This is a genomic window from Couchioplanes azureus, assembly GCF_014648355.1.
In the GTDB taxonomy this organism is placed as follows: domain Bacteria; phylum Actinomycetota; class Actinomycetes; order Mycobacteriales; family Micromonosporaceae; genus Actinoplanes; species Actinoplanes azureus.
In genome coordinates this window covers 735,374-755,376 of sequence record NZ_BMQY01000003.1, presented here as the reverse complement: position 1 = coordinate 755,376, position 20,003 = coordinate 735,374, and the positions used below count along the sequence as shown (strand labels likewise).

The window sequence follows — 20,003 nt, the reverse complement described above, 5'->3', positions numbered from 1 at the left end:
GGGGAGGCGCGGGAGATGCAGCGGTGGCGCGGGTACGAGTCGGTGCCCGGCGGATTCGGCCGGTCGGTGGTGACCATCGGCGTCTTCGACGGCGTGCACCGCGGCCACCAGGCGATCATCGGGTACGCCGTGAAGCGGGCCCGTGACCAGGGGTTGCAGTCGGTGGTGGTGACCTTCGACCCGCACCCGGCCGAGGTCGTGCGCCCGGGCTCGCACCCGGCCGTGCTCACCGAGCCGGTCCGCAAGGCCGAGCTGATCGAGCGGCTCGGCGTGGACGCGCTCTGCGTGGTGCCCTTCACGCCGGCGTTCTCGCACCTGGGGCCCGAGGAGTTCGTGCACGACGTGCTGGTGGACGCGCTGCACGCCGCGGTGGTCGTGGAGGGCGACAACTTCCGCTTCGGGCACCGGGCCGCCGGCGACATGGCCCTGCTCGCCCGGCTCGGGCGCACCTTCGGCTTCACCGTCGAGGAAGCGCCGCTCGTCACCGAGGACGGGCTGGTGTTCTCGTCCACGTACATCCGCAGCTGTGTCGACGCCGGGGACGTCCGAGCCGCGGCCGAGGCGCTCGGCCGCCCGCACCGCCTCGGCGGTGTGGTGGTCCGGGGCGACCAGCGCGGCCGTGAGCTGGGCTTTCCCACCGCCAACCTGATGTGCCACCGGTACGCGGCCATCCCGGCCGACGGCGTCTACGCCGCCCGGCTGATCCGCGGCGGCGACGAGCGCGGCCCGCTGAGCGCCGCGGTGTCGGTCGGCACCAACCCCACCTTCTCCGGCCGGGAGCGCCGGGTCGAGGCGTTCGTCCTCGACTTCGACGGTGACCTGTACGGCGAGCGGGTGAGCCTCGACTTCGTCGCCCACCTGCGTGAGCAGCGGGTATACACCGGCATCGAGCCGCTGGTGGCGCAGATCCGGCAGGACGTCGAACAGACCCGCGCGCTGCTCGGTTGAAAGGCCTTCAGTCCGGTTTCGGGCGGCGGGCGGGGCGGTCGGATGGTGCTGGTAGGGTTGACACCGGATCGGCTTATCCGATCCACGGTCCCGCCTGCCTGCCCGACGCCGCGGGCCGCGGGGATACCGATATCACCGGCAACACAGAATCACGGAGAACATGGCGCTCGATCAAGAGACCAAGAACAAGATCATGGGCGAGTACGCGACCGCGGAGGGCGACACCGGCTCTCCCGAGGTTCAGGTCGCGATGCTCACCAAGCGGATCGCCGACCTCACCGAGCACCTGAAGGTGCACAAGCACGACCACCACAGCCGTCGTGGTCTGCTGCTGCTGGTGGGTCGTCGCCGCCGTCTGCTCAACTACGTGCAGAAGAAGGACATCGCGCGCTACCGGACGCTGATCGAGCGTCTCGGCCTGCGCCGCTGATCTGACGGGGGAGTGGCCGAGGTGGCCGCTCCCCCGAGTTACACCCACGGACCCGCGCGGCCACAGTCAGACGGCACCGGTCCTCGGTAGTGGTTCCCGGGCGATTTCCCGGGCACTTCGATCGAAGACCGGCCACGCTGTAACCGCGCTGTAGAGACCGCCGGGTCCTCGACGAAGGAGTACCGCACCACATGACAGAGCAGAAAGCTCTCGGCACCGAATCTCGCACCGCCGTCATCGACAACGGGTCGTTCGGCACCCGCGAGGTCGTCTTCTCCACCGGCCGCCTCGCCAAGCAGGCCGGCGGCTCGGTCATCGTCCAGCTGGGCGAGACCACCGTGCTGTCGACCACGACGGCCAGCAAGGCTCCCAAGGAGCACTTCGACTTCTTCCCGCTCACGGTCGACGTCGAGGAGCGGATGTACGCGGTCGGCCGCATCCCCGGCTCGTTCTTCCGCCGCGAGGGCCGGCCGAGCGAAGAGGCCGTCCTCACCTGCCGCCTGATCGACCGGCCGCTGCGCCCGTCGTTCACCAAGGGCCTGCGCAACGAGGTCCAGGTCGTCGAGACCATCCTCGCGCTCGACCCGCAGCACCCGTACGACGTCGTCGCCATGAACGGCGCCTCGATGTCCACCAAGCTCTCCGGCCTGCCGTTCAGCGGCCCGGTGGGTTCGACCCGGATCGCGCACGTGGAGGGCCAGTGGGTCGCCTTCCCGACCCTCGAGGAGCTCGAGCGGGCCACCTTCGACATGGTCGTGGCCGGCCGGGTCACCGCCGACGGCGACGTCGCGATCATGATGGTCGAGGCCGAGGCCACCCCGCAGGCGATCAAGCTGATCCAGGCCGGCGCCACCGCGCCGACCGAGGAGGTCGTCGCCAGCGGGCTCGAGGCCGCCAAGCCGGCCCTCCGCGAGCTCTGCCGCGCGCAGAGCGAGCTGGCCGAGGTCGCCGCGAAGCCGGTCCAGGAGTTCCCGGTCTTCCTCGACTACTCCGACGACGTCTACGCCGCCGTCGCCGAGGCCGTCCGCGAGGAGACCGCCGAGGCCCTCAAGATCGCTGCCAAGCAGGAGCGCGAGGAGGCCCTCGACCGGGTCAAGACCAAGGCGCACGAGCTGCTCGACGAGCGGTTCGAGGGCCGGGAGAAGGAGATCAGCGCGGCGTTCCGCTCGGTCACCAAGTCCGAGGTCCGCCAGCGGGTGCTGCGCGAGCAGATCCGCATCGACGGCCGCGGTCCGCGCGACATCCGGCCGCTCACCGCCGAGGTCGGCATCCTCCCGCGGGTGCACGGCTCGGCGCTGTTCGAGCGCGGCGAGACCCAGATCATGGGTGTCACCACGCTGAACATGCTGCGCATGGAGCAGGCGCTGGACACCCTCGCGCCGGAGAAGTCCAAGCGCTACATGCACAACTACAACTTCCCGCCGTACTCGACCGGTGAGACCGGCCGGGTGGGCTCGCCGAAGCGCCGCGAGATCGGTCACGGCGCGCTGGCCGAGCGGGCCCTGGTGCCCGTCCTGCCGTCGCGCGAGGAGTTCCCGTACGCGATCCGCCAGGTCTCCGAGGCGCTGGGCTCGAACGGCTCGACCTCGATGGGCTCGGTCTGCGCCTCGACGCTCGCGCTGCTGAGCGCGGGTGTGCCGCTGAAGGCGCCGGTCGCCGGCATCGCCATGGGCCTCATCTCCGACGAGGTCGACGGCAAGACGCAGTACGTGGCGCTGACCGACATCCTCGGCGCCGAGGACGCGTTCGGCGACATGGACTTCAAGGTCGCCGGCACCAGCGAGTTCGTCACCGCGCTGCAGCTCGACACCAAGCTCGACGGCATCCCGTCCGACGTGCTGGCGTCCGCCCTGCAGCAGGCGCACGACGCGCGGGCCACCATCCTCGAGGTCATGGACCAGGCCATCAACAGCCCGGCCGAGATGAGCGAGTACGCCCCGCGGGTCACCAGCGTCAAGATCCCGGTCGACAAGATCGGCATGGTCATCGGCCCCAAGGGCCAGACGATCAACGCCATCCAGGACGAGACCGGCGCCGACATCTCGATCGAGGACGACGGCACGATCTACGTCGGCGCGACCAACGGCCCGTCGGCCGAGGCGGCGGTGGAGCGGATCAACGCCATCGCCAACCCGACGCTGCCGAAGGTCGGCGACAAGTTCCTCGGCACGGTGGTGAAGACGGCCGCGTTCGGCGCGTTCATCTCGCTGCTGCCCGGCCGCGACGGCCTGCTGCACATCTCCAAGGTGGGCGACGGCAAGCGCGTCGAGAAGGTCGAGGACTTCCTCAACGTCGGCGACAAGGTCGAGGTCTCGATCGCGGACATCGACAACCGCGGCAAGATCTACCTCGACAAGGTGCGCCCCGAGGGCGAGGAGGCCCCGGCCGCGGCCCCGGCCGCGTCGTCCGACAAGCCTCGCGAGGAGCGTGCCCCCCGCGGCGACCGGGGCGAGGGCGGCGACCAGCCGCGCCGGCGCCGGTCGCGGCCGAGCGGTGACCGCGGTGGCGACCGCGGTGGCGACCGCGGCTAAGTCACCAGATGACCGCAAGTAACCGCGGGCCGGCCGAAAGGCCGGCCCGCGTCGTCACCCGGACCCTTCAGGACGGCGTACGCCGCACGGTTCTCCCCAGCGGCCTGCGCATCCTCACCGAGGCGATCCCGACGACCCGCAGCGCCGCGCTCGGCGTGTGGGTCGGGGTCGGCTCCCGCGACGAGACGCCCGCGCTGTCGGGCGCGTCCCACTTCCTCGAGCACCTGCTCTTCAAGGGCACCGAGAAGCGGTCGGCCCTCGACATCTCCGCGCAGATCGAGGCCGTCGGCGGCGAGACCAACGCCTTCACCACGAAGGAGTACACCTGCTACTACGCGCGGGTGCTCGACGCCGACCTGCCGCTGGCCGTGGACGTGCTCTGTGACGCCGTCGCCAACTCGGTGCTCGACCCGGCCGACGTGGAGACCGAGCGCGGGGTGATCCTCGAGGAGATCGCCATGCACGACGACGAGCCCGGCGACGAGGTGCACGACGTCTTCACCGAGGCGCTCTTCGGCGCCGGCACGCCGCTCGGCCGGCTGATCTCCGGCACCGAGGCGACCATCGCGCCGATGAGCCGTACGCAGATCAACCGCTTCTACCGGACGCGCTACCGGGCGCCGCAGATCATCATCACCGCGGCCGGCAACCTCGACCACGGCCGGGTCGTCCGCCTGGTCCGCGCCGCCCTGGCCGGCACCCCGCTCGACACCCCGGGCAGCCCGGCCGGTGCCCGTGCCGTGGCCCGCAGGCAGCAGGTCAGGCCGCCGGCGACGGTCGTGCGCCACCGGGACACCGAGCAGGCCCACCTGGTGCTGGGCTGCGCGGGGCTCGGGCGCCACGACGACCGCCGCTTCGCCCTCGGCGTGCTCAACAACGTCCTGGGCGGCGGCATGTCGAGCCGGCTGTTCCAGGAGATCCGCGAGAAGCGCGGACTGGCGTACTCCGTCTACTCGTACGGCAGCCAGTACGCCGACGCGGGCGTCTTCGCGGTCTACGCCGGCTGCGCCCCGGGCAAGGCCGAGGAGGTCCTCGCGCTGATCCGTGCCGAGCTGGCCGTCGTGGCCGCGGAGGGCATCAGCGCCGCCGAGCTGGCCCGGGGCAAGGGCATGGCCAAGGGCACCTACGTGCTGGGCCTCGAGGACACCGGCTCGCGGATGAGCCGGCTGGCCAAGTCCGAGCTGCTCTACGGCGACATGATGGGCGTCGACGAGTTGCTGGCCCGGGTCGACGCCGTCCGGCTCGACGAGGTCAACGCGCTCGCCGCCGAGCTGCTCTCCCGGCCGATGTCGCTGGCCGTGGTCGGCCCGTTCGACGACGGCGCGTTTCCGTCCGCCCGCTAGCCTGGGACGCCGTGACCACCCTGAGCCCCCCGCCCCCCGTCGCCGAGCCGGTCCCCGCCGACCGCCGCAAGCGCCGCACCATCGGCATGCTCGTCTGGGCCGCGCTGTTCGCGGTCGGCACGTACTTCATCGGCGTGCCGACCAGCGATCCGCTGATCGCGTTCGGCTGGCTCTGGTTGGCGACCATCGCCTGGCGCAGCGACCTGCCCTGGCGGCAACACCTGCTGTTCCTGCGCGACTGGCTGCCGATCGTCCTGCTGCTGTTCATCTACAACATCTCCCGGGGGTACGCCGACGGGCTGCTCGACACCCACGTCACGGAGCTGATCCGCGCCGACGAGGCGATGTTCGGCTGGGCCACCGGCGGCCAGGTGCCCACCGTCTGGCTCCAGCAGCAGCTCTACCAGCCCGGCGCGGTGCAGTGGTGGGAGGTCGCGGTCTCCCTGGTGTACGTCTCGCACTTCCTCGCCGTACCGACCATCGGCGTGATCCTCTGGCTGCGGTGGCGGGAGCAGTGGGGGCGCTTCATGCGCCGCTGGTTCACGCTCAGCATCGCCGGTCTGATCACCTACTTCCTCTACCCGGCCGCGCCGCCGTGGTGGGCGTCGGTGCACGGCCAGCTCGACGAGCACGTCGCGCGGATCTCCACGAACGGGTGGAACGCGATCGGACTGCACAGCGCGGGCAACTCCCTCAACGCCCTGCAGGTCGAGGCGTCCAACCCGGTCGCGGCCATGCCGTCGCTGCACACCGCGTACGCGCTGATGGCCGTCGTCTTCTTCCTGCCGATGGTGGCGAAGCGGTGGTGGCCGCTGCTGCTCGCCTACCCCCTGGCGATGACGTTCACCCTGGTCTACTCCGGCGAGCACTACATCATCGACGTGCTGGTCGGCTGGGCGTACGTCGGCGGGGTGTTCCTGGTGGTCGGCGCGGGCGAGCGATGGTGGCGGCAGCGGCGCGGGAAGGTCACGGCCGGGGAGAGTGCTTCCGTCGGGACGCGGCGGGACGTGGGATAAATTGTCCGCGTGACTGACGAGCGTGAACCGATCCGGGTCGGCGTCCTCGGTGCCCGTGGCCGCATGGGCCTCGAGGTCTGCAAGGCGGTCGACGCCGCCGACGACCTCGAACTCGTGGCGATGGTCGACCAGGGCGACTGGCTGTTCAACGCCTCCGACGCCGGAGCCCAGGTGCTCGTCGACTTCACCACCCCCGACGTGGTGATGGACAACCTGCACTGGGCCGTCGACCAGGGCATCAGCGTGGTCGTCGGTACCAGCGGCTTCACCAACCAGCGGCTGGACCGGATCCGCTCCTGGCTGTCGCACAAGCCCGGCGTCGGCGTGCTGATCGCCCCCAACTTCGGCCTGGGTGCGGTGCTGATGATGCAGTTCGCGGCGCGGGCGGCCCGCTACTTCGAGTCGGTGGAGATCATCGAGCAGCACCACCCGCGCAAGCTGGACGCCCCGAGCGGCACGGCCGTGCACACCGCCAGGCTGGTCGGCGCGGCCCGCGCCGAGGCGGGTCTCGCGCCGATGCCCGACGCGACCAAGGAGGAGATGTCCGGCGCGCGCGGCACGGAGATCGACGGGGTGCGCATCCACTCGGTCCGGGCGGCGGGTCTGGTCGCCCACCAGGAAGTGCTCTTCGGTGCGAAGGGTGAGACGCTCACCATCCGCCACGACAGCGTGGACCGCGCCTCCTTCATGCCCGGCGTGCTGCTCGCCGTGCGCAGCATCCAGAGCCGCCCCGGTCTGACGCTGGGCCTCGACGCGCTCCTGGACTGAGCGCCGCGGCGCCGGGCCGCGTGGCTCAGGACCGCAGCGAGACGTGCAGGCGAAGCTGGTTGACGAGCATGTCGTCGACGTCCAGGGCACGGGTCGCGCCGTCGGGCTCCCAGCCGGTCGAGGTCAGGAACTTCTGCATCGCCGCGTCGGCGTCGTAGGCCCAGGCGACCGCCGATGCGAAGCCGTCCTCGCGCCACAGGTCGACGGTGGCCGCCAGCAGGCGGCTGCCGTGCCCGCGCCGGCCCCAGCGCGGCTCGACGAGCAGGTCGGTGACCGCCGCGACGTCGCTCGACAGCGGCGGCTCGTCGGGTGCCAGCGCCTGCTCGTCGGCCGGTCCGGCGGCCGCGAAGCCGACCACGGTCTGCGCCGCCTCGCTCTGCTCCACGGCGATCAGCACCCGGTGCCGCGGCGACGGCGCCGCCTCGACCGCCTCGGCCCAGCCGCGCGCGAGATAGCCCTCGTCGAGGTTCGCCAGCACGTGCGCCGGAAACATCCTCCGGTACGCCGTGCGCCAGGTGGAGAGCTGGATGCGGGCGATCTCGCCGGCGTCGGAGGGACGGGCCGGGCGGACGAAGCCGAGTGCCATGCCCGGCAGCCTACAGAGGGGTGAACCGGCGGCCGTCGCGTCGCGGGCCGTTTCTGTCGTACCCCTCGGCTAGCGTCCCGGTCGATGGCGATTCCCGAGAGTCTTTCCGCCGCGCAGGCCCGGCGCATCACGCTGGCCGCGCAGGGCTTCACCGATCCCGCACCCGGCGGCAGCGCCGACCTGCGCCACCTGCGGCGGGTGCTGCGCCGGCTGCACCTGATCCAGATGGATTCGGTCAACGTGCTGCAGCGGGCGCACTTCATGCCGCTCTACAGCCGGCTGGGGCCGTACGATCCGGGGCTGCTGGAGCGGGCCGCCTACCGCAACCCGCGGGAGCTCTTCGAGTTCTGGGGGCACGAGGCGTCGCTGATCAGAGTCGATCTCCAGCCGCTGTTCCGGTGGCGCATGGAGCGGGCGGAGGAGTATGCCTGGGGCGGCATGGTCCGCGTCGCCAGGCAGCAGCCGGAGCTCGTCGACCGGATCCTGCGCGAGGTCCGCGACCGCGGCCCGGTCACCGCCGCGCAGATCGAGCACGACGTGCCCCGCAGCAAGGAGCACTGGGGGTGGAACTGGTCGGCGGTCAAGCAGGCCCTCGAGTGGCTCTTCTACACCGGCCAGGTGACCGCCGCGGAGCGTACGACCTCGTTCGCCCGCCGCTACGACCTCACCGAGCGGGTGCTGCCCCGACAGGTCCTCGACACCCCCACGCCGGCGCCGCAGGACGCCTTCCGCGCCCTCGTGCAGCTGTCGGCGCGGTCGCTCGGCGTGGCCGCCGAGCCGGAGCTGCGCGACTACTTCCGGCTGCCGGTCGCGGGCTTCAAGCAGGCGCTCGCCGAGCTGGTGGAGGACAAGGTGCTGCTACCGGTGGCGGTCCAGGGCTGGCGGCAGCCGGCCTACCTGCACCACGAGGCCAGGCTGCCCCGCCGCGTGCGGGCGGCGACGCTGGTGAGCCCCTTCGACCCGCTGATCTGGGAGCGCGGGCGCACCGAGCGGCTGTTCGCGATGAACTACCGCATCGAGATCTACGTGCCCGCGGCGCAGCGGCTCTACGGGTACTACGTGCTGCCGTTCCTGCTCGGGGACAGGTTCGCGGCCCGGGTCGACCTGAAGGCCGACCGCAAGGCGGGGGTCCTGCGGGTGCCGGCGGCCTGGCTGGAGCCGTCCGACGACCCGTCCACCGGCCCGGACGAGACGGCGGAGGCGTTGGCGGCGGAGCTGCGCCGGCTGGCGGCCTGGCTCGGGCTGGGCGCGGTCGCGGCGCCGGAGCGGGGTGATTTCGCGGGGCCGCTGACCACGGCCCTGAAGGCGGAGGGCCGGTGAGACCGGCGGCCGTCGCCGGGGCGGCGGCGGGCGTCCCCGCCGGTGTACCGTGGCGGCCATGAGCAGCGCGACCGAGCCGGTGGCTCCCTGGCAGCCGGACGCGTCGCACGCTGTTCCCGGGCAGGGCCCGCACCCCGCCCCGGCCGAGGGGCCGCACCCGTGGGCGGGTCATCCGGCATACCAGGAGCCGCAGCAGGATCGCCTCACCCGCTTCATCCAGCGCAAATGGCACACGTCGCCGCTGTGGGTCGCCCCCACCGCCATGCTGGTCTGCATGGCGGGCGCGGTCGGCTACACCTTTGCCACGCATCCCACCGAGGCGAGCGCCGGCGCGGCGCCGAGCTGCCTGCTGAAATACGCGACCGGGTTCATCTGCCCCGGCTGCGGCGGCACCCGCGCGGCCTGGTTCCTGATGCACGGCGACCTGCCGGCGGCGGCCCGTCACCACGCGCTCTTCGTCTTCGTCGTCCCCTTCCTGCTGTACATGTACGTCGCCTGGGCCGGCAAGCGCCTCTTCGGCTGGCGGCTCCCGCAGCTCACCCTGTCGCCGGGCGTCATCGGCGCCTTCATCGCGGTGTGGGGAGTCTGGAGCCTGGCCCGCAACCTGCCCTGGGCACCGTTCACCGCCTTCTACGTCTGACCGGCCGGCGCTCCCGAGGGTGACCGGCCGGCGCCGCCGAGCCCGACGGGCCGGCGCCGGTGACGGGCACCGGGAGCCGGTCACCGGCCGCGACGTCGAACCGAAGCCCGACGGCGCCGCGTAGCGCCGTCCGATAAGTTGTTCGGTATGACGCCTGACCCCGCGCGGCCTTTCGGCCGGTTGATCACGGCCATGGTGACCCCCTTCTCCGCCGACGGCTCGCTCGACGCGGAAGGGGCCGCCGCTCTCGCCACCTACCTGGTCGACGAGCAGCGTCACGACTCCCTCATCCTCAGCGGCACCACCGGCGAGTCGCCCACGACCACCGACGCCGAGAAGGAGACGCTCATCCGGGCCGTCGCCGAGGCGGTCGGCGACCGGGCGCGGATCATCGCGGGCGTCGGCACCAACAACACCGCCCACACGGTCGAGCTGGCCCGCACCGCCGAGAAGGCCGGTGCGCACGGCCTGCTGGTCGTGGCGCCGTATTACAACAAGCCGCCGCAGGCCGGGCTGCTGAAGCACTTCCTCTGCGCGGCCGACGCCACCGGGCTGCCCGTGATGGCCTACGATGTCCCGCACCGCACCGGGGTCCCGATCGCGACCGAGACGATGGTCCGGCTCGCCGAGCATCCCCGCATCGTCGCCGTGAAGGACGCCAAGGGCGACGTCGCCGCCACCTCCGACGTGCTGCGCCGGACCGACCTCGCGTACTACTGCGGCGAGGATGCGGGCCTGCTGCCGTGGCTCGCGATCGGGGCGGTCGGGGTCGTCGGCACCTCCACGCACTTCACCGGGGCGCGGTGCAAGGACATGATCGAGGCGTTCGAGCGCGGCGACCACGCCGGTGCCCTCGCCCTGCACCGGCAGCTGCTGCCGATGCTCACCGGGATCTTCCGCACCCAGGGCACCATCCTGGTGAAGGCCGGCCTGCGGGCCCAGGGCCGTCCCGCCGGCCCGGTGCGACCGCCGCTGGTCGAGGCCACCGACGCGGAACTGAACCAGCTGCGCCAGGACGCCACGGCGGCCGGCGTGGACCTCTGACAACCGGAAAGACACCCATGAGCCAAGCGCACGCTGAGCTGGATCCGCCGCCGCCGCTTCCGGAGGGCGCCCTGCGCGTCATACCGCTCGGCGGTCTCGGCGCCATCGGCCGCAACATGACGGTCTTCGAGTACGACGGCAAGCTGCTGATCATCGACTGCGGCGTGCTGTTCCCCGACGTGGAGCAGCCGGGTGTCGACCTGATCCTGCCCGACTTCGCGCCGATCCTGGACCGGCTCGAGGACGTGCAGGCCATCGTGCTCACCCACGGGCACGAGGACCACATCGGCGCGGTGCCGTACCTGCTGGCGCACAAGCCGGACATCCCGCTGGTCGGCTCCGAGTTCACGCTCGCGCTCGTCGAGGCGAAGCTGGCCGAGCGCCGGCTGGACCCGTACACGCTGACCGTCCGCGAGGGTGGCAAGGAGCGGCTCGGACCGTTCGAGTGCGAGTTCTTCGCGGTCAACCACTCCATCCCGGACGCGCTGGCCGTGGCCGTGCGCACGCCGGCCGGCCTGATCCTGCACACCGGCGACTTCAAGATGGACCAGGTGCCGCTGGACGGCCGGATCACCGACCTGGCCGGGTTCGCGCGGCTCGGCGCCGAGGGGGTCGACCTGCTGCTGTCCGACTCCACCAACGCCGAGATCCCCGGCTTCGTCACGCCGGAGCGCGACATCGGCCCGGTGCTCAACTCGATCTTCGGCAAGGCCCGCGGGCGGATCATCGTGGCGAGCTTCGCGTCGCACGTGCACCGCGTGCAGCAGGTCATGGACGCCGCCTACGAGTACGAGCGCAAGGTGGCCCTGATCGGCCGCTCGATGGTCCGCAACATGGGCATCGCGCGCGACCTCGGCCTGCTGCGGATCCCCGAGGGCCTGCTCGTCGGCCTGGACGAGGCGACCAACCTGCCGCCGGACGAGATCGTGTTCATGTCGACGGGTTCGCAGGGCGAGCCGATGAGCGCGCTGGGCCGCATGTCGACCGGCGACCACCGGCACATCACCATCGCACCCGGCGACACCGTGGTGCTGGCCAGCTCGCTGGTCCCGGGGAACGAGACCTCCGTCTACCGGGTCATCAACCAGCTCGCCCGGGCCGGCGCCACCGTGGTGCACAAGGACACCGCCAAGGTGCACGTCTCCGGCCACGCCCCGGCGGGGGAGCTGCTCTACCTGCTCAACGTCGTACGCCCGAGCAACCTGATGCCGGTGCACGGCGAGTGGCGGCACCTGCGCGCCCACGCGCAGCTCGGCATCGAGTCCGGAGTGGCTCCCGACCGGGTGGTGCTCTGCGAGGACGGTGACGTCGTCGACCTGGTCGAGGGGCACGCCCGGCACGTCGGCCGGGTCAAGAGCCGCTACGTGTACGTGGACGGCCTGGCCGTGGGCGACGTGAGCGAGTCCCTGCTGACCGAGCGCCGCATCCTCGGCGACGGCGGCTTCATCTCCGCCACCGTGGTGATCGACTCGGTCACCGGCAAGGTGGTCGGCGAGCCCAGCGTCATGGCGAAGGGCTTCTCCGAGGACCCGGAGGCGTTCAGCCCGGTGCTGCCGCTGCTCACCGCCGCGCTGGACCGCTCGGCGGAGGAGGGAATCACCGACATCCACCAGCTGCAGCAGGTCGTGCGCCGGACGGTCGGCCGCTGGGTCAACGACGCGTACCGCCGCCGGCCGATGATCGTCCCCATGGTCGTGGAGGTCTGAAACCTTTTTTGAACCCTTTCCGGCTCTCCTTCGTATCGATGGGCACGGTGCCGCCCCCACGGCACCGCGATGCGAGGGGAGTACCGAATGCAGCGCAGAACGGTCGTGGCAATCGCGGCGACGGTGACGGCGGCGGGAGCGGCGGTGGCGTTCACCCTGCCGTCGATGGCCGGTACCGAACCGACGCGGCGCGCCACCGCGCAGTCCGCGGACAAGGTGGCGCCCCAACTGCTCGCCGCGATGAAGCGCGACCTCGGCCTCAGCGCCGACGAGGCCACCGCCCGGGTGCAGCGGGCGAAGTGGGCCAGCGGCGTGAGCGCGCAGCTGCGCGGCGCCTCCGGTGACTCGTACGGCGGGGCCTGGCTGGCCAAGGACGGCACCACGCTGAACATCGCGATCACCGACCCGGCCCTGGCCGACGACGTCCGTGCCGCCGGCGCCCAGCCCAAGCTGGTGAAGCGCAGCGTGGCGCAGCTCGACGCCGCCAAGCGGGCGCTGGACCAGGCCGCGACGAAGTCCGACCGCGCCCTGCCCGGCTGGTACGTGGACGTGGCGTCCAACCAGGTCGTGCTGCAGGCGCTGCGCGGCGACGGAGACCGCGCCTGGGCGCTCGCCGAAGAGGCGGGCATCCCGGCCTCCGCGGTGCGGGTCACCACGGTGAAGTCGGCGCCGAAGCCGCTGGCCGACGTGATCGGCGCGCAGGCGTACTTCATCGGCCAGGCGCGCTGCTCGATCGGCTTCGCGGTCCAGGGCGGCTTCGTGACCGCCGGGCACTGCGGCGCCGAGGGCACGGCGACCACCGACCTCGAGGGCCAGCCGCAGGGCGAGGTCGCCGACTCGGTCTTCCCGGGCAACTCCGACCTCGGCTTCGTGCAGACCAACGCCGACGTGCAGCTGCAGCCGTTCGTGGACGACTTCAACGGCAACGCGCTGCCGGTCGGCGGCTCCGCCGAGGCACCCGTCGGCGCGGCCGTCTGCCGCTCCGGCTCCACCACCGGCACCTTCTGCGGGACGATCCTGGCGAAGAACCAGACGGTCAACTACCCGGAGGGCGCGGTCACCGGCCTCACCCGTACGGACGTCTGCGCCGAGGGCGGCGACTCCGGCGGCCCGTGGCTCTCGGGCGACCAGGCGCAGGGTGTCACCTCGGGCGGTTCGGGCGACTGCACGGTCGGCGGCGAGACGTTCTTCCAGCCGGTGAACGAGATCCTGGAGCGCAACAACCTGACGCTGCTCACCACCGGCGGCGGCGCCGGCGGCGGTGACCAGCAGGGTGGCGGTCAGCAGGGCGGCGGTCAGCAGGGCGGCGGCCAGCAGGGTGACGACGAGCAGGGTGACGACGAGCAGGCGGACGACCAGCCGGGCAACGGCAACGGCAGGGGCAACGGCAACGGGCAGAACCGCGGCCGTGGCCTGCTGGGGGGCCTGCACGGCTGAGCCAGTTCCGATAGACGTGCTGCCCGCGTAGGCCATCCTCCGTCCTACGCGGGCAGCACTGTTCTTATAGCGTGCAGGAGTGGGATATTCCCTGCTGATCGTGGCCGCCGTGAGCGCGCACTACGCGTTCCTGGCGTTCGGCGTCTTCGGCGGCTTCCTCGCCTGGCGCTGGCCCCGGCTGATCTGGTGGCAGGCCGCCGACGCGATCTGGCTGTTCGTCATCGTCCTGACGAACCTGTACTGCCCGCTCACCTGGGTCGAGGACCGGGCCCGGGAACGCCTCGGCGAGCCGCCGCTCGAGGGCGGCTTCCTCGACAACCACGTCGCCGGGATCTTCTATCCGTCCGGCTACGAGCGGGTCGCCCAGATCGTGGTGGCCGTGCTGGTGCTCACCTCGTGGGCCGGTTTCGCGCTACTTCAGCGCCGCAACCGCCTCCGCCAGCTCGATGCCCGTGGCGATGCCGCAGATCATCACCTGGTCTAGCTGCGCGGGCGTCACGCCGTGCTCGAAGTCGGCGCCGACCTCGCCCACCACCCGCACCACGCCGTCGTCGCCGGTGTGCACGTACGCCTTCGGCCAGAGCCGGTCGTGGTTCCAGGCGTTGCAGAACGCGTACAGCTGAGGCACGTCGTCGGTGCTGAACGCGACCTGGGTCATGGACCTGACCTGGAAGATCTCGTGGTTCTTGCCGAGCCGGAAGAAGTAGATGAGGCAGCCCTGCCAGTTGCCGCCGACGTCGCCGTCCTCGTCGACGAAGTGGGCGAACTCGCGGGCGTTCAACGCCGAGATGATCAGCTCATTGCTCAACGGCTGCAGGGGCGCGGGCATGTCCTGATCTTAATCCGCGGAAAAAGCGAAATCTGGTCACGGTGCGGCGCGCGGGCTTCCCGGCGCGGCGCGGTTACGGTAAGGGACATGGCGGGCCGTACTCCTCCGGCGAGCCGGGGCCGTGCCGCGTCCAAGGGCGGCGCCGCGTCGGCGCGCGCCCGTCAGCCGGTGCGTCAGCCCGTCCGCAAGGCCGCCGCCGCCCCGGCCCGCAAGTCCACGCCCACGCGCAAGACGACCTCGGCACGCAGCCGGGCCCGCAGCGCCACCCGGGCGCGTCCCAGCGTCGGCGCGGCCGTCGCCGGCGGCATCGGCCGCGGCGTCGGCACCCTCTGGATGGGCCTGGCGCACAGCGTGGGCTGGGTCGCCCGCGGCGTCGGCCGGCAGGCGGCCACCGCCAGGGAGATCGATCCGGAGCACCGCCGCGACGGCGCCGGCCTGCTCATGCTGGGCCTGGCCATCCTGGTCGGGGTCGCGGTCTGGGCCGACGCGGCCGGGCCGGTCGGCACCTGGCTCGCCGACGCGGTACGGCTGTTCCTCGGCGGGCTGGGCGTCTTCCTCCCGCTTCTGCTGCTGTACGGCGCCGTCCGCTTCATGCGCAAGCCCGCCGACCCCGAGCACCGGGGCCGGACCGTGGTCGGCTGGAGCGCCCTGCTGATCGCGTCGGCGAGCCTGCTGCACATCGCCCGGCACCCCGCCGACGACGTCGAGCTCACCAGCTCCGGAGGCCTGCTCGGGTACGGGGTGGGCGCACTGCTCGAACGCGCGGTGACCGCCTGGGTCGGCGTACCGCTGCTGATCCTGCTGTTCGTCTTCGGCCTGCTGGTCATCACCGCGACGCCGATCAACCGGATCCCCGAGCGGTTGCTGCTGCTCACCGACGTGCTGTTGGGCCGGTCGGCCGCCCGGGCGCCGCTGAGCGACCCGGCGCTGCCGGACCTCGGCGACGAGCCCGCGCCGGAGGAACCGGCGGAGGAACCCAAGCCCCGCCGTCCCGCGCGCCGCCGCCAGGGCTCGCTCGCCGACATCGGCCTGGGCCCGGCGGAGGACGAGGACGGCGCCGGCGACGAGATCCTGCACGACACGGTCGCCCTGCCGCGCGGCGCCAAGCTTCCGGCGAGCCGCGCCCCCGAGCCGCCGGAGCACTCGCCGCTGCCCACCCGTGCCGAGCAGCTGGAGATCGCGTCGGTGCCGGGGGACTACCGCCTGCCGCCGCCGAACCTGCTCGGCAAGGGGACCGCCCCGAAGACGCGCAGCCGCGCCAACGACGAGATCATGGCGGCGCTCACCGGCGTCTTCGAGCAGTTCAACGTCGACGCCCAGGTCACCGGCTTCACCCGGGGCCCGACGGTCACCCGCTACGAGGTCGAGGTCGGCTCGGGGGTGAAGGTCGAGCGGATCACCCAGCTCTCGCGCAACATCGCGTACGCGGTGAAGTCGCCCGACGTGCGCATTCTGTCGCCGATCCCGGGCAAGAGCGCGGTCGGCGTCGAGATCCCCAACACCGACCCGGAGAACGTCGCCCTCGGCGACGTCCTGCGGTCGCGCGCCGCGACGGCCGACCACCACCCGATGCTGGTCGCCCTCGGCAAGGACATCGAGGGCGGGTTCGTCGTCGCCAACCTGGCGAAGATGCCGCACATCCTCATCGCGGGCGCCACCGGCGCCGGCAAGTCGTCCTGCCTGAACTCGCTGCTGGTGTCGCTGCTGACCCGGGCCACCCCGGACGAGGTGCGGCTGCTGCTGGTCGACCCGAAGCGGGTGGAGATGACCGCGTACGAGGGCATTCCGCACCTCGTCACGCCGATCGTCACCAACCCGAAGAAGGCGGCCGACGCCCTCGAGTGGGTCGTCCGCGAGATGGACATGCGCTACGACGACCTCGCCGCCAACGGGGTACGCCACATCGACGACTTCAACCGCAAGGTCCGCAACGGCGAGATCACCGCGCCGCCGGGCAGCGAGCGGGTGATGAAGCCGTACCCGTACCTGCTGGTGATCGTCGACGAGCTGGCCGACCTGATGATGGTCGCGCCGCGCGACGTGGAGGACTCGGTCGTCCGCATCACCCAGCTCGCCCGCGCCGCCGGCATCCACCTGGTCCTGGCCACCCAGCGGCCCTCGGTCGACGTGGTGACCGGCCTGATCAAGGCCAACGTCCCGTCCCGGCTGGCGTTCGCCACCAGCTCGCTGGCCGACTCCCGGGTCATCCTCGACCAGCCGGGCGCGGAGAAGCTCCTGGGCCGCGGCGACGGCCTCTTCCTGCCGATGGGCGCTTCCAAGCCGATCCGCATCCAGGGCGCCTGGGTGGACGAGAAGGAGATCGCCCAGGTCGTCAAGTTCTGCAAGGACCAGCGCGAGCCGGAGTTCCGCGAGGACGTCACCGCGCCGGTCGCCAACAAGAAGAAGGAGATCGACGAGGAGATCGGCGAGGACCTCGAGGTCCTGCTCCAGGCGATCGAGCTCGTCGTCACCTCGCAGTTCGGCTCGACCTCGATGCTGCAGCGCAAGCTGCGCGTCGGCTTCGCCAAGGCGGGCCGCCTGATGGACCTGATGGAGACCCGCGGCATCGTCGGTCCCTCGGAGGGTTCCAAGGCGCGCGAGGTGCTGGTCAAACCGGACGAACTGGAAGCAACTCTCGCCACCCTCCGCCTGGACGACTGAGCCGGGACAGCCGGTAACCTTGGCGGGTGTCCGTGACTCCTCCGCCCCGCCGCGTCGCTCTGCTCACCCTCGGCTGCGCCCGCAACGAAGTCGACTCCGAGGAGCTCGCCGCGCGCCTCGACGCCGGAGGCTGGCAGGTCAGCACGGACGCCGAGGGCGCCGACGTGGTGGTCGTCAACACCTGCGGGTTCGTCGAGAAGGCCAAGCAGGACTCGATCGAGACGCTGCTCGCGGCCGCGGACACCGGCGCCAAGGTCGTCGCCGCCGGCTGCATGGCCGAACGGTACGGCCGGGAGCTGGCCGACAGTCTGCCCGAGGCGCAGGCGGTGCTGGGCTTCGACGACTACACCGACATCGCGGCCCGGCTCGACGGCGTGCTGGCGGGGGAGAAGTTCGAGGCGCACACCCCCCGCGACCGGCGTGAGCTGCTGCCCCTGACCCCGGTGCACCGGCAGGCCGCGAAGGTGGTCGTCCCCGGCCACGCCACCGTCGACGAGCACACCCCCGCGCACCTGCGCACGGTGCTGCGCCGCCGGCTGGACACCGGGCCGGTCGCCAGCCTGAAGCTCGCCAGCGGATGCGACCGCCGGTGCTCGTTCTGCGCGATCCCGGCGTTCCGGGGCGCGTTCGTCTCCCGCGACCCGCAGGAGCTGCTCGCCGAGGCCGAGTGGCTGGCCCGCACGGGCGTGCGCGAGCTGGTGCTGGTGAGCGAGAACAGCACCTCGTACGGCAAGGACCTCGGCGACCCGAGGGCCCTGGAGAAGCTGCTCCCGCAGCTCGCGGCCGTCGACGGCATCGTGCGGGTGCGCGCGAGCTACCTGCAGCCCGCGGAGACCCGGCCGGGGCTGGTCGAGGTCATCGCCACCACGCCGGGCGTCGCCGCCTACTACGACCTGTCGTTCCAGCACTCCAGCGAGCCGGTGCTGCGCCGGATGCGACGCTTCGGGTCCACCGAGCGCTTCCTCGACCTGCTCGCCTCCGCGCGGGCCCTGGCCCCCGAGGCCGGTGCCCGCAGCAACTTCATCGTCGGTTTCCCGGGCGAGACCAGGCAGGACGTCGACGAGCTGGTCCGCTTCCTCACCGAGGCGCGCCTCGACGCCATCGGCGTCTTCGACTACAGCGACGAGGACGGCACGGAGGCCGTGGGCCTGCCGGGCAAGGTGCGCGAGGACACCATCAAGCGCCGGTACGCCCGGATCAGCGACCTCGCCGACGAGCTGTGCGCCCAGCGCGCGGAGGACCGTCTCGGCTCGATCGTCGAGGTGATGGTCGACACCGTGGAGGCGGGCGAGATCGAGGGCCGTGCCGAGCACCAGGCCCCGGAGGTGGACGGCTCGACCACGCTGGTCGCCGGCGACGCCGGGGTCGACCTGGCGGCGCTGCGCCCGGGCGACTTCGTCCGCGCCCGGGTCACGGCCACCGAGGGCGTCGACCTGATCGCCGTCCCGCTCGAGATGATCTCCGCGGCGCGGCCGGCCTCGGCCGCTTCCGCATCCCGGTCGGCTTCCCCGTCGCCGACGGTGGCGACCGCGCCATGACCGACGAGCCGGTGCCGGTGGCCGCTCCCAGGCGTGTTCCGCTCCACAATCCGGCGAACATGCTCACCGCCGTCCGGATCGTGCTCGTGCCGGTCTTCGTGGTCTTCACCGTGATCTCCGAGACGGCCGGCACCGGCTGGCGCATCACCGCCTGCCTGACCTTCTGCGTGGCGTCGGCCACGGACTTCGCGGACGGCTGGATCGCCCGCCGTTACCAGCTGGTCACCTCCTTCGGCAAGGTGGCGGACCCGATCGCCGACAAGGCGCTCACCGGCAGCGCGCTGATCCTGCTGTCGGCGTACGACCGGCTGTCCTGGTGGGTGACCGGGCTGATCCTGCTCCGCGAGTGGGGCGTCACGGCGCTGCGGTTCTGGGTGATCCGCTACGGCATCATCCCGGCCAGCCGTGGCGGGAAGCTCAAGACGGCCCTGCAGACCCTGGCCATCGCCTGGCTGCTGTGGCCCGTGCCGGCGCCGTTCGACGCGGTGGGCACGTGGCTGATGGTGGCGGCACTGCTGATCACCATGGTCACCGGCGCCGACTACGTCCTGCAGGCGCTGCGCATCCGCCGGGAAGCGGTATCCCGCGCGGCGGACTAACCGGGGCCTGGCGGGGAATAGGCGAGATCTCGGCGCAGACCCGTCGAGTTAGAGGGGGACATGAACACCGGAGTGGCCGCGGCGGCAGCCGTACACGCTCTCGTGGACCGCCGTCAGACGCTGGCGGTGGCGGAGTCGCTGACCGGGGGGCTGCTGGCCGCCACGATCGTCGAGATCCCCGGGGTCAGCGCCGTTTTCCGCGGCGGCTTGGTCGTGTATGCGACAGATCTCAAGCACGCGCTGGCGGGCGTACCGGAGGACCTGCTCGCCGACCGCGGCCCGGTGGACCCGGACGTGGCGCGGGCCATGGCCGAGGGGGTCCGCGGCCGCTGCGGCGCCGACTGGGGTCTGGCCACGACCGGCGTGGCGGGGCCCGAGCCGCAGGACGGCAAGCCCGTGGGCCTGGTCTACGTGGCGGTGGCGGGGCCCACCCGGACGCAGGTCCAGGAGCTCGAGCTCGACGGCTCGAGGGACGACATCCGGCACGAGACGATGACTTCCGTCCTCGCGCTGCTCGTCGAGGAGCTCCGGGATCCGCGGGCGTCGACCCCGGACTGACCGTGCCGTCCCGCATTCGTCATGATCGTATCGAGAGTCCCGCGGGCGT

At 72.1% G+C, this 20,003-nt stretch carries 18 protein-coding genes; 16 read left to right on the top strand and 2 right to left on the bottom strand.

Annotation, left to right across the window (positions count from 1 at the left end; all coding sequences use genetic code 11):
* Positions 1-15 precede the first annotated feature (15 nt).
* The 6 genes from IEY99_RS14645 (at position 16) to dapB (ending at position 7,036) form a co-directional block, all read left to right on the top strand.
* Positions 16-948 carry a bifunctional riboflavin kinase/FAD synthetase gene (locus IEY99_RS14645; protein WP_189203356.1) on the top strand — a complete coding sequence of 311 codons (933 nt, stop codon included), beginning with the start codon at positions 16-18 and terminating at the stop codon, positions 946-948.
* Positions 949-1,108: 160 nt separating this feature from the next.
* A complete protein-coding gene (gene rpsO, locus IEY99_RS14640; RefSeq protein ID WP_189203354.1) occupies positions 1,109-1,378 on the top strand; it encodes a 30S ribosomal protein S15 in 270 nt (89 codons plus the stop codon).
* A 191-nt stretch (positions 1,379-1,569) separates the two neighbouring features.
* The gene (locus tag IEY99_RS14635; RefSeq protein WP_189203352.1) at positions 1,570-3,909 is read left to right on the top strand and encodes a polyribonucleotide nucleotidyltransferase; all 2,340 of its coding nucleotides are present in this window, start codon (positions 1,570-1,572) and stop codon (positions 3,907-3,909) included.
* Between the two features lie 8 nt (positions 3,910-3,917).
* Positions 3,918-5,252, top strand: coding sequence for a M16 family metallopeptidase (locus IEY99_RS14630; protein WP_189203350.1), 1,335 nt, complete (start codon positions 3,918-3,920; stop codon positions 5,250-5,252).
* An 86-nt stretch (positions 5,253-5,338) separates the two neighbouring features.
* The gene (locus IEY99_RS14625; protein ID WP_229798701.1) at positions 5,339-6,268 is read left to right on the top strand and encodes a phosphatase PAP2 family protein; all 930 of its coding nucleotides are present in this window, start codon (positions 5,339-5,341) and stop codon (positions 6,266-6,268) included.
* Positions 6,269-6,277: 9 nt separating this feature from the next.
* On the top strand, positions 6,278-7,036 hold the full coding sequence (gene dapB / locus IEY99_RS14620) for a 4-hydroxy-tetrahydrodipicolinate reductase (protein ID WP_189203346.1): 759 nt from the start codon (positions 6,278-6,280) through the stop codon (positions 7,034-7,036).
* Positions 7,037-7,061: 25 nt separating this feature from the next.
* Here the strand turns inward: dapB and IEY99_RS14615 are convergent, their stop codons facing one another.
* On the bottom strand, positions 7,062-7,622 hold the full coding sequence (locus IEY99_RS14615) for a GNAT family N-acetyltransferase (RefSeq protein WP_189203344.1): 561 nt from the start codon (positions 7,620-7,622) through the stop codon (positions 7,062-7,064).
* Between the two features lie 84 nt (positions 7,623-7,706).
* Here IEY99_RS14615 and IEY99_RS14610 point away from each other — a divergent pair, with 84 nt between their 5' ends.
* The 6 genes from IEY99_RS14610 to IEY99_RS14585 all read left to right on the top strand — a co-directional run bounded on the left by IEY99_RS14610 (position 7,707) and on the right by IEY99_RS14585 (position 14,253).
* The gene (locus IEY99_RS14610; RefSeq protein WP_189203342.1) at positions 7,707-8,942 is read left to right on the top strand and encodes a winged helix-turn-helix domain-containing protein; all 1,236 of its coding nucleotides are present in this window, start codon (positions 7,707-7,709) and stop codon (positions 8,940-8,942) included.
* A gap of 58 nt (positions 8,943-9,000) precedes the next feature.
* Positions 9,001-9,582, top strand: a complete 582-nt coding sequence (locus IEY99_RS14605; protein WP_189203340.1) for a DUF2752 domain-containing protein — start codon at positions 9,001-9,003, stop codon at positions 9,580-9,582.
* A gap of 147 nt (positions 9,583-9,729) precedes the next feature.
* The gene (dapA, locus tag IEY99_RS14600; protein WP_189203338.1) at positions 9,730-10,626 is read left to right on the top strand and encodes a 4-hydroxy-tetrahydrodipicolinate synthase; all 897 of its coding nucleotides are present in this window, start codon (positions 9,730-9,732) and stop codon (positions 10,624-10,626) included.
* Between the two features lie 17 nt (positions 10,627-10,643).
* Positions 10,644-12,332 (top strand): ribonuclease J, encoded by a 1,689-nt coding sequence (locus IEY99_RS14595; protein WP_189203336.1) that lies wholly within the window; start codon positions 10,644-10,646, stop codon positions 12,330-12,332.
* An 87-nt stretch (positions 12,333-12,419) separates the two neighbouring features.
* Positions 12,420-13,769, top strand: coding sequence for a S1 family peptidase (locus tag IEY99_RS14590; protein WP_189203334.1), 1,350 nt, complete (start codon positions 12,420-12,422; stop codon positions 13,767-13,769).
* A gap of 79 nt (positions 13,770-13,848) precedes the next feature.
* Complete coding sequence (locus IEY99_RS14585; protein WP_189203332.1) at positions 13,849-14,253, top strand: DUF2784 domain-containing protein; 405 nt, start codon at positions 13,849-13,851, stop codon at positions 14,251-14,253.
* Here IEY99_RS14585 and IEY99_RS14580 read toward each other — a convergent pair.
* Positions 14,182-14,598, bottom strand: coding sequence for a type III secretion system chaperone family protein (locus tag IEY99_RS14580; RefSeq protein WP_189203331.1), 417 nt, complete (start codon positions 14,596-14,598; stop codon positions 14,182-14,184). The genes IEY99_RS14585 and IEY99_RS14580 overlap by 72 nt on opposite strands.
* Before the next feature lie 87 nt (positions 14,599-14,685).
* Here IEY99_RS14580 and IEY99_RS14575 point away from each other — a divergent pair, with 87 nt between their 5' ends.
* The 4 genes from IEY99_RS14575 to IEY99_RS14560 are packed head-to-tail and all read left to right on the top strand — an operon-like array spanning position 14,686 to position 19,954.
* Positions 14,686-17,259 (top strand): FtsK/SpoIIIE family DNA translocase, encoded by a 2,574-nt coding sequence (locus IEY99_RS14575; protein WP_189203329.1) that lies wholly within the window; start codon positions 14,686-14,688, stop codon positions 17,257-17,259.
* A 26-nt stretch (positions 17,260-17,285) separates the two neighbouring features.
* Positions 17,286-18,797, top strand: a complete 1,512-nt coding sequence (gene rimO, locus IEY99_RS14570; protein WP_189203327.1) for a 30S ribosomal protein S12 methylthiotransferase RimO — start codon at positions 17,286-17,288, stop codon at positions 18,795-18,797.
* On the top strand, positions 18,794-19,396 hold the full coding sequence (pgsA, locus tag IEY99_RS14565; RefSeq protein WP_189203326.1) for a CDP-diacylglycerol--glycerol-3-phosphate 3-phosphatidyltransferase: 603 nt from the start codon (positions 18,794-18,796) through the stop codon (positions 19,394-19,396). Before rimO ends, pgsA begins: the two co-directional genes overlap by 4 nt.
* A 60-nt stretch (positions 19,397-19,456) precedes the next feature.
* Positions 19,457-19,954 carry a CinA family protein gene (locus IEY99_RS14560; RefSeq protein ID WP_189203325.1) on the top strand — a complete coding sequence of 166 codons (498 nt, stop codon included), beginning with the start codon at positions 19,457-19,459 and terminating at the stop codon, positions 19,952-19,954.
* Positions 19,955-20,003: the final 49 nt, after the last annotated feature.

Excerpts from the sequence above, each read along its gene's own strand:
- dapA (WP_189203338.1), top strand. The coding sequence starts at position 9,730 with ATGACGCCTGACCCCGCGCGGCCTTTCGGCCGGTTGATCACGGCCATG.
- IEY99_RS14580 (WP_189203331.1), bottom strand. The coding sequence starts at position 14,598 with ATGCCCGCGCCCCTGCAGCCGTTGAGCAATGAGCTGATCATCTCGGCG.
- IEY99_RS14625 (WP_229798701.1), top strand. The coding sequence starts at position 5,339 with ATGCTCGTCTGGGCCGCGCTGTTCGCGGTCGGCACGTACTTCATCGGC.
- IEY99_RS14645 (WP_189203356.1), top strand. The coding sequence starts at position 16 with ATGCAGCGGTGGCGCGGGTACGAGTCGGTGCCCGGCGGATTCGGCCGG.
- pgsA (WP_189203326.1), top strand. The coding sequence starts at position 18,794 with ATGACCGACGAGCCGGTGCCGGTGGCCGCTCCCAGGCGTGTTCCGCTC.
- IEY99_RS14560 (WP_189203325.1), top strand. The coding sequence starts at position 19,457 with ATGAACACCGGAGTGGCCGCGGCGGCAGCCGTACACGCTCTCGTGGAC.
- IEY99_RS14595 (WP_189203336.1), top strand. The coding sequence starts at position 10,644 with ATGAGCCAAGCGCACGCTGAGCTGGATCCGCCGCCGCCGCTTCCGGAG.
- IEY99_RS14605 (WP_189203340.1), top strand. The coding sequence starts at position 9,001 with ATGAGCAGCGCGACCGAGCCGGTGGCTCCCTGGCAGCCGGACGCGTCG.
- IEY99_RS14635 (WP_189203352.1), top strand. The coding sequence starts at position 1,570 with ATGACAGAGCAGAAAGCTCTCGGCACCGAATCTCGCACCGCCGTCATC.
- IEY99_RS14590 (WP_189203334.1), top strand. The coding sequence starts at position 12,420 with ATGCAGCGCAGAACGGTCGTGGCAATCGCGGCGACGGTGACGGCGGCG.
- IEY99_RS14575 (WP_189203329.1), top strand. The coding sequence starts at position 14,686 with ATGGCGGGCCGTACTCCTCCGGCGAGCCGGGGCCGTGCCGCGTCCAAG.
- rpsO (WP_189203354.1), top strand. The coding sequence starts at position 1,109 with ATGGCGCTCGATCAAGAGACCAAGAACAAGATCATGGGCGAGTACGCG.
- IEY99_RS14630 (WP_189203350.1), top strand. The coding sequence starts at position 3,918 with ATGACCGCAAGTAACCGCGGGCCGGCCGAAAGGCCGGCCCGCGTCGTC.
- IEY99_RS14615 (WP_189203344.1), bottom strand. The coding sequence starts at position 7,622 with ATGGCACTCGGCTTCGTCCGCCCGGCCCGTCCCTCCGACGCCGGCGAG.
- IEY99_RS14610 (WP_189203342.1), top strand. The coding sequence starts at position 7,707 with ATGGCGATTCCCGAGAGTCTTTCCGCCGCGCAGGCCCGGCGCATCACG.